This is a genomic window from Actinoallomurus sp. CA-142502 (genome assembly GCF_050936355.1).
Classification (GTDB): domain Bacteria; phylum Actinomycetota; class Actinomycetes; order Streptosporangiales; family Streptosporangiaceae; genus Actinoallomurus; species Actinoallomurus iriomotensis.
Genome location: NZ_JBNJMY010000001.1, coordinates 1,345,327 through 1,357,539 on the forward strand (window position 1 = coordinate 1,345,327; position 12,213 = coordinate 1,357,539).

General features: G+C 72.8%; 11 protein-coding genes. 9 read left to right on the top strand and 2 right to left on the bottom strand.

All coding sequences use genetic code 11. From position 1 onward, the window contains the following. Positions 1–25 precede the first annotated feature (25 nt). From ACQEV1_RS06535 to ACQEV1_RS06555, 5 genes are all read left to right on the top strand, one after another. Entirely contained in the window at positions 26–784 is a 759-nt protein-coding gene (locus ACQEV1_RS06535; protein WP_433392324.1) for a nuclease-related domain-containing protein, read from the top strand. Between the two features lie 110 nt (positions 785–894). Further along, positions 895–1,950 carry a saccharopine dehydrogenase family protein gene (locus ACQEV1_RS06540; protein ID WP_433392326.1) on the top strand — a complete coding sequence of 352 codons (1,056 nt, stop codon included), beginning with the start codon at positions 895–897 and terminating at the stop codon, positions 1,948–1,950. Between the two features lie 213 nt (positions 1,951–2,163). Then, on the top strand, positions 2,164–3,885 hold the full coding sequence (locus tag ACQEV1_RS06545; RefSeq protein ID WP_433392328.1) for a hypothetical protein: 1,722 nt from the start codon (positions 2,164–2,166) through the stop codon (positions 3,883–3,885). Further along, positions 3,885–4,553 carry a hypothetical protein gene (locus tag ACQEV1_RS06550; protein WP_433392330.1) on the top strand — a complete coding sequence of 223 codons (669 nt, stop codon included), beginning with the start codon at positions 3,885–3,887 and terminating at the stop codon, positions 4,551–4,553. Before ACQEV1_RS06545 ends, ACQEV1_RS06550 begins: the two co-directional genes overlap by 1 nt. A gap of 90 nt (positions 4,554–4,643) precedes the next feature. Next, positions 4,644–5,876, top strand: a complete 1,233-nt coding sequence (locus ACQEV1_RS06555) for an NlpC/P60 family protein (RefSeq protein WP_433392332.1) — start codon at positions 4,644–4,646, stop codon at positions 5,874–5,876. A gap of 3 nt (positions 5,877–5,879) precedes the next feature. Here ACQEV1_RS06555 and ACQEV1_RS06560 read toward each other — a convergent pair whose 3' ends face one another. Then, on the bottom strand, positions 5,880–6,368 hold the full coding sequence (locus tag ACQEV1_RS06560; RefSeq protein WP_285578266.1) for an inorganic diphosphatase: 489 nt from the start codon (positions 6,366–6,368) through the stop codon (positions 5,880–5,882). A 105-nt stretch (positions 6,369–6,473) separates the two neighbouring features. Between ACQEV1_RS06560 and dacB the strand changes: the two genes are divergently transcribed. Together dacB and ACQEV1_RS06570 are read left to right on the top strand one after the other, a co-directional pair. Then, complete coding sequence (dacB, locus tag ACQEV1_RS06565) at positions 6,474–7,862, top strand: D-alanyl-D-alanine carboxypeptidase/D-alanyl-D-alanine endopeptidase (RefSeq protein WP_285631780.1); 1,389 nt, start codon at positions 6,474–6,476, stop codon at positions 7,860–7,862. Positions 7,863–7,991: 129 nt separating this feature from the next. Beyond that, complete coding sequence (locus ACQEV1_RS06570) at positions 7,992–9,086, top strand: zinc-dependent metalloprotease (RefSeq protein WP_433392335.1); 1,095 nt, start codon at positions 7,992–7,994, stop codon at positions 9,084–9,086. A gap of 4 nt (positions 9,087–9,090) precedes the next feature. Here the strand turns inward: ACQEV1_RS06570 and ACQEV1_RS06575 are convergent, their stop codons facing one another. Beyond that, positions 9,091–9,786 (bottom strand): ArsR/SmtB family transcription factor, encoded by a 696-nt coding sequence (locus ACQEV1_RS06575; protein ID WP_433392337.1) that lies wholly within the window; start codon positions 9,784–9,786, stop codon positions 9,091–9,093. Between the two features lie 682 nt (positions 9,787–10,468). On the opposite strand from ACQEV1_RS06575, the gene tilS reads away from it, so the two are divergent. Beyond that, on the top strand, positions 10,469–11,464 hold the full coding sequence (gene tilS / locus ACQEV1_RS06580) for a tRNA lysidine(34) synthetase TilS (RefSeq protein WP_433392339.1): 996 nt from the start codon (positions 10,469–10,471) through the stop codon (positions 11,462–11,464). Positions 11,465–11,493: 29 nt separating this feature from the next. Continuing rightward, complete coding sequence (hpt, locus tag ACQEV1_RS06585) at positions 11,494–12,066, top strand: hypoxanthine phosphoribosyltransferase (protein WP_285578270.1); 573 nt, start codon at positions 11,494–11,496, stop codon at positions 12,064–12,066. Positions 12,067–12,213: the final 147 nt, after the last annotated feature.

The following is a 12,213-nucleotide window of genomic DNA, read 5'->3' on the forward strand; positions in this document are numbered from 1 at the left end:
TCACTCTTTCCCTTGAGGAGGAGCGGTGCCTGGACGAGGTGCTTCGGTGGCCGGCGCGTCGGCGCACGCCCGATACCGGCGCCTGCGGGCGGAGTACCGGCAGGAGCGGGTCCTCGCGCGGACCGTCCTGGCGGGCGTCGCGGGCGCCATGACCGCAGGCGTCTTCGACTGGCTGACCGGTCTGGCCGCCGCCCTCACGGCCCTCCTCCTGCACTCCTTCTACCTGCGGGTCAAGCCGGACCCCGTCACCCACTGGCGGCGCGGCGCGGCGGCCGAGCGGCGTACCGGCCGGCGCCTGTCGCGGCTGGACCCGGCCTACTTCCACGTGCTGCACGACCGGGCGCTGCCCATACCCGCCCACGCGAACCTCGACCACCTCGTCGTCGGCCTGACCGGCGTGTACGCGATCGTCTCGCGTCGCTGGCCGGTCCTCACCCGGCTGCGCGCGGTGGACGAGCGGCTGTGGGTCGGGCCGCGGCCGATGACGCGGCTGCTCGTGACGGCGAGGGACGCGGCGCGTACGGTCGCCGAACGTCTGTCGGAGGATCTCGGGCACCGGGTCGAGGTGCACGCGGTCGTCGCCGTGCACGGCGCGCGGCTGCCGCGCACGGGGTTCACGTTCGACGGTGTGACCGTGCAGCGGGCCGGGCGGGCCCGCCGGCTCGTCGAGCGGCAGCCTGCGGTGTTGACCACCGCACAGGTCACCGCGATCGCCGCGGCGGCGGAACGGATACTTCCCCCGATGATCGATGTGTGGGGAAAAACCGGCACGCTTCGTGACTGATGAGTACGCTCGGACACGGCCGGGAACCCGCGCCCGTCGCGAGTGGCGCATCGGGTCCCCGGCGGTCTCTCGGCGCAACAGACCGACTCGCGTAGCTGGGGAGAAGGGGCATGGCGGGCCGCATCGTCGTCTTCGGTGCCACCGGCTACACCGGCGTCCTGACCGCGAGAGCGCTCGTCGCCCAGGGTGCGCGCCCGGTCCTCGCCGGCCGGAACCGTACGGCCCTGACCGCGCTCGCGGACGGGCTCGGCGGCCTGGAGATCGCCTACGCCGACGTCGAGGAGCCGCGGTCCGTACGGGCGCTGGTCGAGAGCGGCGACGTCCTGGTCACGACGGTCGGCCCGTTCCAGCGGTACGGGCATGCGGCTCTGGAGGCCGCGGTCGACGCGGGCGCGCACTACCTCGACTCCACCGGCGAGCCGCCGTTCATCCGTGAGGTCTTCGAGTCCTACGGGCCCCGCGCGACGCGGTCGGCGCTGATCCCCGCGTTCGGCTACGACTACGTTCCGGGCAACCTCGCCGCGGGCCTCGCCCTCGACCGGGTCGGCGACGACGGTTTCCGCGTTGACATCGGCTACTTCGTCGGCGGCGGCGACCTGTGGCGGGGGCTGACCGCCGGCAGCCTGCAGTCGGTCGCCGGCGTGGCCACCGCCCGGATGTACTCCTTCCGCGGGCGCATCCACGAGGAGCGCCGACCACGGGTTCGTGAGTTCCAGGTGGCGGGCCGGTCGCGGCCCGGCCTGTCGATCGGCTCCTCGGAGCACTTCGCGCTGCCCGAGTCCTACCCGGCGCTGTACGAGGTCAACGTCTATCTGGGCTGGTTCGGCCGGGCCACGAGGCCGGCGGCGCGCGGGCGGGTCGGCGCGTACGGCGCGCGAGCCGCGCTGGGCACGATGGCGCGCCTGGCCCGCCGCCGAAGCGGCAAGAGCACGCTGACGTCGCGCATCGTCGCGGTCGCCTACGACTCCGAGGGATCGCTGCTCACGGATGTGCACCTTTCCGGCGGTGATCCCTATGAGTTCACGGCCGGCACCCTTTCTTGGGCCGCTTGTCAGGCATCAAGGGGAATGGTGGAGACGGGAGCTTTGGGGCCGATCAACGCTTTCGGCCTTGCCGAGCTCGAGGCGGGCTGCGCGATGGCGGGAATCGCGCGGGTCACCGGCTGATCACCGTCTCCGCGCTGGTCGTTGGCATGTTCCCCTCTTGTTGGCACGGACCGCCCCCAGGCGGGGCAAAGCCGTCATAGGACGATAAACGACCGCTTACGGCTATATAAAAAGGCATTTCACCGGCACTTTACCGTGGCGATCCGAATAAACTTCTATGGCTCTTCGGGAAAGTGTTGAAGATGGGGCGTAAAAGGTTTTAACTTCAGCGCCATGGAAGACCGGCTATTGGTCGAGGCGCTGCGATCACGTGACCCGATCGCCATGGGTGAGATCTACGACGCGTACGCCGAACGCCTCTACGGCTACTGCTGGTTCCAGCTGCGCAACGGCGACGCCGCACAGGTGGCGTTCCGCGACACCCTCATGTGCGCCGAGGCCCACGTCGGCCGGCTGCGCAGTCCCGCGCGGTTCGGCCCGTGGCTCTACGCGCTCGCGCGGATCGAGTGCCGCCGCCGTCGGCCGGCCGGCCCGGTACAGCCCGACGTGCCGGTGGCCCGGCACGACCAGGACGACGTCGACCTGCGGCTGATGGCGTGGCGCGCCGTCACCGGGCTGCCGCCGCTGAGCCGCGAAGTGCTCGACCTGCGGCACCGGCACGGCCTGACCGACTCCGACATCGCGCTCGTCGTCGGGCTGCGGGCCAAGGAGATCGGCGAGCTGCTGGGACAGGCCGCGGTGCTGCTGGAGGCCGCGCTCATCGCGGAGATCCTCGCGCACGACGGCCTGGACGGCTGCTCGCAGCGCGCGGCGCTCCTGCGTCCCCGCAAGGACGAGATCGACGACGATCTGCGTGAGACGCTCGTCCGCCACTCGCTCGAATGCCCGCGGTGCGCCCGGCACCTGCCGGACAACATCGCGCCGCGCAAGGTGTACGCCCTGCTGCCCGACGCGCCGTTGCCGCCGGCGCTGCGCGGCCGGCTCATGAACTGCTTCACCGACCCCGAGCTGGCCGGCTACCGGCTGTTCGCGGCGGCGCGCGTGTCGCGCTTCGGGGCCCAGGGCTTCCCCCAGCAGCCCGGCACGGGCCCGGCCGCGGCCCTGCGGCGCGCCTCGGAGGACGCCTCGCGCGGCTGGCCGCGGGCGCTCGCCGCCGCGGCCGGGGCGCTGCTCGCCGCGGTCACGGCGATCGCCGTGTGCGGCTACCTCGGCGACGACACCCTTCACGGCCGGGACGGCGTCATCGCCGGACCGCCCGGCAAGCGGTCGCCGCGGCCGAGCCCCGCGCCGCCGAGCCGGCCCAGCGGCGCGCGACCGGTGTCGGCGACGCTGCCCCTGGCCCTGCCCGCCCCGGCCGGCCCCGCCGTGCTGGGCGCGGTGCCGCCCAAGGACTACCTGTGGGCCCCCGTCGCCCAGGACCTCGACGTACGGCCCGGCCGGCTGACGCTGCCCGCGGGCGGCGCGGGCGTGATCATGCTGAGCTGCCCGGCCGGCACCCTCGACTGGCAGGCCTCCGGCGGCCGGCCGACACGCCTCAGCCCCGCGGCGGGCACCCTGCGGTGCGGCGTCGCGCAGCTCGTCACCGTACGCGCCCCGGCCGGCGGGTCCGGCTCGGCGGTCGTCACGTTCTGGCCGGGCGGCCACCAGGTCCAGATCGTGTGGGGCGACCGTCCGCCGTACCCGCCGCCGTCGACGCCCGAACCGGTGCCGACCCCCACGCCGACCCCGACGGAGCCGCCTTCCGGCGAGCCGTCGCCGAGCGGGCCTCCGTCCGGTCAGTCCCCGCCGGGCGAGCCCGCGCCCGGCCCGTCCGCGCCGAGCCGGCCCGAGAGCCCGCAGCCTCCGCCGAGCCGTCCCGCGCCGACCGCCCCGACCCAGGCGCCGCCGCCCGAGTCACCGCCCGCGAAGCCCGCGCCGACCGACCCCGCTCCGGCGCCGGCCGACCCCCCGCACTCCGATCCGCCCGCGGATCCATCGTCCGGTTCGGCCGGCTGATGGAGGCCTACACGGTGCGGGCCGACGCTCCGCGCGGTGCGCTGGTCACGCCGCGGTTCGTCGAGCCGGAGATGGCCGACCTCGTCAGGCGCATCCAGCGGGTGCCCTGGCCGCAGTCGAACGAGCCGGGCGACCGGATGTGCCAGGAGGTGATCGAGCTGTGCCGCCTGCAGGCCGCCCGCGGACTCACCGTGCTGGCCTGGCTCGCGGACGGCGGCGCGCCCGGCGACGGACGAGAGGAGGTCGGCTGGCTGCTCACCACCACCCGGCTCACCGGCCACCGCCAGCAGCGGATGTACGGCGCCGCCGAACGCCTCGCGCCGCCCGTACGCGACCTGGTGATCGCCAACTTCACCTGGGCGCTGTCCTCCACGCGCGGCGGCCGGGTGACCGCGCCGTTCTTCGCCAGCCGCGCCTATCCCGACGACGGATACGCCGCCGCGCACACCACCATGACGCTGACGCAGCTCTGGGAGCGCGTCCCCGACGTGCGGCAGGCGCTCGCGGCGGCGTGGGCCGCCACCCGTACGCCCGCCGACTGGTGCCGGGCGGCCGACCTCCAGGCCCGCTACGGCGGAGAAGTCCCGGTCGTCACCTATCCGCGCGGCCCGTTCCCGCCCAAATCAGCCACCCGTCCCTGGATCATCCGGCTGCTGGGAACGGAGTGATCGGTGGGGTTGATGTTTCCCGTGGGTCATCAGTGGTAACTCTTCGTGAGGCCCGCTCCGCGGCGCGGGCGGACATCGGGGGGATCCACCTTGGCAGGCTCCACGCGACGACGAAGACGGCGGCGGCGACGGCTCGGCGCCCTGTCCCTGACCACGCTCGCCGTCTCGGCGCTGCTCACCGACCCTTCGGCCGCCATCCCGTCACCGGGCGCGCGTGACCTCGCCCGCAGCCGGCGGCAGGTGCACGACCGGGCCGCCGACGTCGGCCGCATCAACGCCGAGCTGGCCAGGGCCAACGCCGAACTCGACGACATGAACGACCAGGCCGAGCTCGCCGTCGAGCGCTTCAACGGCGCGCGCGCCCGGCTCGACCAGGCCGGCCGCGACTACCAGGCCGCGCTGGCCCGTACGGCCCGCGCCCGCGACCGGCTGGACCAGTCACGCCGCGACCTGGCGGTGTTCGCCTCGAAGGCCTACCGGACCGACGACAGCATCCCCTCGGCCGCGGCCGTGCTCGGTGGGCGCGGCGGGCCGCAGGGGTTCCTCGAACGCGCCTCCTTCATGCAGTTCCTGGCCAACCGGCAGCACTTCGCCGTCGAGCAGGAGCAGGCCACGCACACCATCGCCGACCTGTTCGAGAAGCAGTCGCGCCGGGCGCTCGGCGCCCAGCGCGACGCCACCCGGGCCACGGCCGCCGCACGCCAGGTCGCGACGGCCGCCGTGACCCGGCAGCGGTCGAGCGTGCAGCGCATCCAGCGGCAGAAGGAAGGCCTGGTCGCCGCGCTGAAGCGGGCACAGGCCCGCACCGCCGAACTCCAGCGCGCCCACGTCGCGAAAGCGGCCGGCAAGAGCGCGGCCCAGGCCGTACCGCGGAACGCCCGCGAGGCCGCCCGTGCCGTGCGCGGGGCGTCGCTCGGCGCCGTGGCCGCCCGAGCGGCGCTGCGCTGGATCGGCACGCCCTACTCCTGGGGCGGCGGGAACGCGTCCGGGCCCACGATCGGGATCGCCCAGGGCGCGCACACCGTCGGCTTCGACTGCTCCGGGCTGGTGACCTACGCCTGGGCCCGCGCCGGGGTGCCGCTCACGCACTACGCGACGTCCCAGTACAACGCGGGCCCGCATCCGACGCGCGATCAGTTGCGCCCCGGCGACCTGGTGTTCTTCGCCCACAACCCGGCGGATCCGAGCACGATTCACCATGTCGGCATCTACATCGGGGGAGGCCAGATGGTCGAGGCGCCCTTCACGGGGGCACGCGTGAGGATCTCGAACGCGTTCCGCCCCGACTACGCGGGCGCCACCCGTCCGGCGGGCCCGCGGTAGGGGTCAGTGACTCAGCTGAGCGGCGCGCTTGAAGGACCGTTCGATCTCCGCCTCGGCGTCGGTGCGGTGGGCCCAGCTGGCGCCCTCGACCGACTTGCCGGGCTCCAGGTCCTTGTAGACCTCGAAGAAGTGCTGGATCTCCAGCCGGTCGAACTCCGGAACGTGATGAATATCACGCAGGTGTTCCATGCGCGGGTCGGTGGCCGGGACGCACAGGACCTTGTCGTCCCCGCCGGCCTCGTCCGTCATGCGGAACATGCCGATCGTCCGGCAGCGGATCAGGCACCCCGGAAACGTGGGTTCCTGCAGGAGAACGAGGGCGTCGAGCGGGTCGCCGTCCTCGCCCAGAGTGTTGTCGATGAACCCATAGTCGGCCGGGTACTGCGTGGAGGTGAAAAGCATCCGGTCTAGGCGGATTCGTCCGGTTTCGTGGTCCATCTCGTACTTGTTGCGTTGACCCTTAGGGATCTCGATAGTGACGTCGAATTGCACAATGTCCTCCGCTCCCCGGGGCGGGCCGAGGCGGTTCTGGTTGGATGTTGGCCTGTCTAAGGATGTCGCACGTCACTAGTGCCACTGTTGGAGAGGGGCATTAAGGTGCGGAGGCCCGAGCGCGCCGTGGCCATGATCACACTGGCGCTGCTGAACGTCTTCCTCGTCACCGCCGCTCTCGCAGTGGTGAAGCTCACACCAGATCGTTCCCTCGCGCTCCGGCCGCCAACCGTCGCGGACCGAACGATCGTGCCCGCGGGCGCGCCCGCGCTGGTGCCCGCCGAGGCGACCGCGCCGCTGCCCTCGCCGGGGACTCTCGCCTCGCACCTGGCCGGCCCGATGCGGGGCGCCGGCCTCGGCGAGAACCTGACGGGTGTCGTCATCGACGCCATGACCGGCCGTTCCCTGTACAGCAGCAACGCCGAACAGCCGGCGGTGCCCGCCTCGACGACCAAGGTCATCACCGCGGCGGCCGTGCTCGCCTCCGTCGGCCCGAACCACCGCCTCACCACCAGTGCGGTGCGGAGCAGCCGGGGCGTCATCCTGGTCGGCGGGGGCGATCCCACGCTGACGGCCGCCAGCCCGAAGAACGCCTACCCGAAGTACGCGTCGCTCGCCGACCTGGCGAAGCAGACCGCCGCGGCGCTGAAGGCCGCCGGCGCGACGCAGGTGACGGTCGACTACGACACCTCGGCGTACCAGGGCAGCACGATGGCCCCGGGCTGGAAGCAGCTCTACTTCTCCCCGGAGGGCGACGTGGCCCCGGTGAGCGCGCTCGAACTCGACGCGGGCCGGATAGTGCCGGGAGCCCAGTACACCCCGCGCGTCCAGGATCCGCCGTCGGCCGCCGCGCAGAGATTCGCGCAGATGCTCACCAGCCGTGGCGTGACGGCGCACGTCGGGTCGCGTACGACGGCGCCCAAGGGGGCCACCCGGCTCGGCGCCGTGCAGTCGCCGCCGGTCTCCGTGCTGGTCGAGCAGTTGCTCACCCACAGCGACGACGACATCGCCGAAGCCATGGCCCGGCTGCTGGCGACGAACCTCCACCGGCCGCCGACGTTCGCGGGCGGTGCCGCCGCCACGCGCGACGTGCTCACCAGGCTCGGCGTCGGCGGGGGCGTCCAGATCTTCGACGGGAGCGGGCTGTCGCACGACAACCGGATCACACCCTCCGCGTTGGCCAAAGTGCTCGCCCTGGCCGCCTCACCCGCCCATCCCGAACTGCACACCGTGCTGTCCGGCATGCCCGTCGCGGGCTTCTCCGGCACGCTCGGCGACCGGTTCGACGCGGGCACGGCCTCCGCCGGACGGGGCGTCGTACGGGCCAAGACGGGCACCCTCGACGGGGTCAACACCCTCGCCGGAGTCGTCGAGGACGCGGACGGGCGGCTGCTGGCGTTCGCGTTCATGGCCAACCGGGTGCAGTCCCCGGCGGCGGCCATATCCGCTCTCGACACGCTCGCCGGCACTCTGGCCGGCTGCGGATGCCGCTGATCACACCCGCTCGGTGGGAGTTCATCGGGTGTCTCCGGGCGTTGGACCCTGTGAGGCATGCTCCCCGGGCGAACGGGGACGTACCGTAGGTGGAGAGCCCGGCCGGAGAGGGTTGTAATGCCAGCATCCATGATCGACTGGAACGTCGCCGTTCAGACGGGGACCCGGCTTGTCCGCCCCGGGCCGCAGGTGAGCCCACGAGAGGCCCGCCAGGTCGTCACCGAGTTGCGTGAGCTTTCCGCGGTGGCGCAGGGCCACGTGCGGGACTTCACCGGCATGGACGGCGGGATCGACGCCTCGCCGGCGAAAGTCGTGGACCGGCCCGGCTGGATCCGCGCCAACGTCGACGGCTTCCGCGTCGTCCTCGAACCCCTGATGGAGCAGCTCCAGGCCCGGCGCGGCAGCAGCGTGCTCGGCGGAGGCGTCGGCGGCGTGGTCATCCAGGCCGTGGGCTCGCGGGTCACGGGCATGCAGGTCGGCGCCATCCTGGCGTACATGGCCAGCCGCGTGCTCGGCCAGTACGAACTGTTCCTACCGCCGGACCCGGCCGGCCGCGCGCCGACGGGGCGGCTGACCCTCGTCGCGCCCAACATCGTCCACGCCGAGCAGGAACTGAACGTCGACCCGCACGACTTCCGGCTCTGGGTGTGCCTGCACGAGGAGACCCACCGCGCCCAGTTCGCGTCGGTGTCGTGGCTGCGGGCCTACGTCCAGGACCAGATGACCGCGTTCCTGCTGGCCTCCGACCTCGACCCGGGGGCACTGCTCGAACGGCTGCGCGGAGTGGGCGAGGCGGTCGCCGACGCCGTACGCGGCGGCGAGGGCAACCTGATCGACGCGATCCAGACGCCCGAGCAGCGGGAGATCCTCGACCGGCTGACCGCGGTGATGACCCTGGCCGAGGGCCACGGCGACTACGTGATGGACGCGGTGGGCCCGGAGGTCGTGCCGACCGTGGCCGACATCCGCGCCAAGTTCCAGCACCGCCGTGAGGGCGCCTCCCAGTTCGACCGTACGATCCGGCGCCTCCTGGGGCTGGAGATGAAGATGAAGCAGTACGCCGAGGGCTCACGCTTCGTCAAGGAGGTCATCGACCGGGTCGGCATGGACGGCTTCAACCGCGTCTGGACCTCGCCCAACACCCTGCCGACCCACACGGAGATCAAGACCCCGTCCCTGTGGATCGGCCGCGTCATCGGCAAGCCCGAACTCCCCTCCGACTGACTCCTCAGATCTCGGCGACGGACATCCCGAACACCGACGCGACGCCTTCGCGGCCGCTGTCGGTGAGATGGACGACGCGACGGGCCTTGCCACGGCGGAGCCAGCCGAGGGCGAACATGCGGTCGGTGACGGCCGCGCCCAGCGCCCCGGCCAGGTGGTGGCGCTGCTCGCCCCAGTCGACGCAGTAGCGGACGGTGGAGCGGCGGCGGGGGAGCCGTTCCACCTCGACGCCGAACGCGGCCAGCCGCCCGTGACCGTCGCCGCTGAGACGGTACGTCTCGGGACTGCCGTCGGCGGCCAGCACACCCTGGTCGAGGAGGGCGTCCATCAGCGCGACACCCAGGCGGCCCGCGAGGTGGTCGTAGCAGAGGCGGGCGCGCAGCAGGGCCCTGGCGCGGGCGTCGTCGCGCAGCGACCGTACGGGGAGGGGACGGGCGATCAGAGCCAGTTGTTCGAGGGCCCGGGCGACGTCGGTGGTGGCGAGACGGTAGTAGCGGTGCCGGCCGTCCAGCTCGACGGTCAGCAGCTTGGCGTCGAGGAGCTTGGCCAGATGACCGCTGATCGTGGAGTTGCTCACCCCCGCCTCGGCGGCCAGCGCACTCGCGGACAGAACACTGCCCCCGGCCAGGGCCAGCAGCACTTTCGCGCGAGAGGGGTCTCCGATCGCCGCGGCCACGCCTGCGATGTCGATCTCGGACATGCCCCGACGCTATGTCGAGAAGCTTTCGCCAACGACCGAACCGTCCCGGGCGCGCGTTGGTGGCGCGGAGGTTATCCACATGGGTTCCGCGCGCCTTCCGGCGGCCACCACCAGCACTGGACAATGAAAGTGGGGTGAGCCCCCCGGGCGGGCGGGGTGTCGTGTGCGGGCGGGGTGTCGTGTGCGGGCGGGGTGTCGTGTGCGGGCGGGGTGTCGTGTGCGGGCGGGGTGTCGTGTGCGGGCGGGGTGTCGTGTGCGGGCGGGGTGTCGTGTGCGGGCGGGGTGTCGTGTGCGGGCGGGGTGTCGTGTGCGGGCGGGGTGTCGTGTGCGGGCGGGGTGTCGTGTGCGGGCGGGGTGTCGTGTGCGGGCGGGGTGTCGTGTGCGGGCGGGGTGTCGTGTGCGGGCGGGGTGTCGTGTGCGGGCGGGGTGTCGTGTGCGGGCGGGGTGTCGTGTGCGGGCGGGGTGTCGTGTGCGGGCGGGGTGTCGTGTGCGGGCGGGGTGTCGTGTGCGGGCGGGGTGTCGTGTGCGGGCGGGGTGTCGTGTGCGGGCGGGGTGTCGTGTGCGGGCGGGGTGTCGTGTGCGGGCGGGGTGCCGTGTGCGGGTGGGAGGTCGTCCGCAGTCGGCGGGAGGCGGCTCGCGTGAGGGGCCTCGCGTGAAGGGCTGCGCGTACGACAATGGGGGCGTGGGACCTGATCCGGCGGTTGCGGCGGTGCGGCTGGCGGTTCGCCGTGCCCTCGCCGCGGTCGAGGCCGGCGATCTCGTGCTCGTCGCCTGCAGTGGTGGGGCCGACTCGCTCGCGCTGGCCGGGGCGTTGGCGTTCGAGGCGGCCAGATCCGGTCACCAGGCGGGCGGGGTCACCGTCGATCACGGGCTGCAGGACGGGTCGGCCGAGCGTGCCGCCGCCGTCGTCGGGACCCTGACCGGGCTGGGGCTGGAGCCCGCCGAGGTCCGTACGGTCACGGTCGGGTCCGAGGGCGGGGTGGAGGCCGCCGCACGCACCGCACGCTACGAGGCGCTCGACGCCGCCGCGGCCGGTCACCGGGCCGCCGCCGTGCTGCTCGGGCACACGCTCGACGACCAGGCCGAGACCGTGCTGCTCGGGCTGGCGCGCGGGTCCGGCGCTCGTTCGCTGGCCGGCATGCCCGCCGTCTCGGGGATCTACCGTCGCCCGCTGCTGGAGCTCGGCCGGGACCTCACGCGCCGCGCCTGTCTCGCCATGGGCCTGACGCCCTGGGACGACCCCCACAACCAGGATCACGCGTTCGCGCGGGCGCGGGTCCGCGGTGACGTCCTGCCCGCCCTGGAGAAGGGCCTGGGCCCCGGCATCACCGCCGCCCTGGCCCGTACCGCCCGCATGCTCCGCGACGACGCCGACGCCCTCGACGCGTGGGCCGCCGAGACGCAGGCCGCGGAGGACGAGCCCGGCGCGGTACGGGCGCTCGGCGTGCGGGCCCTGGCCGGGCTGCCCCGTGCGGTACGCACGCGTGTCCTGCACCGCACCGCGATCGAGGCGGGCAGCCCCCCGGGTACGCTCGCCGCTGTGCACGTCGACGCGGTGGACGCCCTGGTCACCGCGTGGCGTGGCCAGGCGTACGTCGACCTGCCCGGGCGCGTACGTGTGTGGCGCAGGTATGAAAAGCTGCTCTTCGGGCCATCCGAAACCCCACGGAAAGACTGAATCCTCCTTCGACTTGGAAGGGCTTGTTGGTGGACGAAGCGGACATGCGGGCTGACCTCGAAAAGGTGCTCATCCCGGAGGAGGAGCTGCAGGCCAAGATCCGGGAGCTCGCCGCCGAGATCGACCGCGACTACGAGGGCCGCGACCTCCTGCTCGTCGGAGTCCTCAAGGGCGCGGTCATGGTCATGGCCGACCTCGCCCGCGCGCTGCACACACCGGTCTCGATGGACTGGATGGCGGTCTCGTCGTACGGCTCGGGGACCAAGTCCTCCGGCGTCGTGCGCATCCTGAAGGACCTGGACGCCGACATCATGGGCCGCGACGTGCTGATCGTCGAGGACATCGTCGACTCCGGTCTCACACTTTCCTGGCTTCGCAGCAACCTCGAATCTCGCGGCCCGGCCTCCCTGGAGGTCTGCACGCTGCTCCGCAAACCGGACGCCGCCAAGATCGAGGTCGGCGTCAGGTACATCGGCTTCGACATCCCGAACGAGTTCGTGATCGGTTACGGCCTCGATTACTCCGAGCGCTACCGCAACCTGCCCTTCGTCGGAACACTTGCGCCGCACGTCTACGGTGGAAGTGGGGAACAAGAGGCTTAGCCTCGTACGTTCCTAGTTGCGAAGTGGGGCGCTGGACGTCGTGCTGCGGTCTTCCGCGACACCGGTGTACCTTCGTTATCTCGGGCTCCTTGCGGGCCGTACTCAGGAAGACCGCCTCGGCGGGCGTTCGCGCGACGAGGTCTGATG

Coding starts and splice junctions, on each gene's coding strand:
- ACQEV1_RS06570 (WP_433392335.1), top strand. CDS start 7,992: ATGATCGACTGGAACGTCGCCGTTCAGACGGGGACCCGGCTTGTCCGC.
- ACQEV1_RS06540 (WP_433392326.1), top strand. CDS start 895: ATGGCGGGCCGCATCGTCGTCTTCGGTGCCACCGGCTACACCGGCGTC.
- ACQEV1_RS06550 (WP_433392330.1), top strand. CDS start 3,885: ATGGAGGCCTACACGGTGCGGGCCGACGCTCCGCGCGGTGCGCTGGTC.
- ACQEV1_RS06545 (WP_433392328.1), top strand. CDS start 2,164: ATGGAAGACCGGCTATTGGTCGAGGCGCTGCGATCACGTGACCCGATC.
- ACQEV1_RS06575 (WP_433392337.1), bottom strand. CDS start 9,786: ATGTCCGAGATCGACATCGCAGGCGTGGCCGCGGCGATCGGAGACCCC.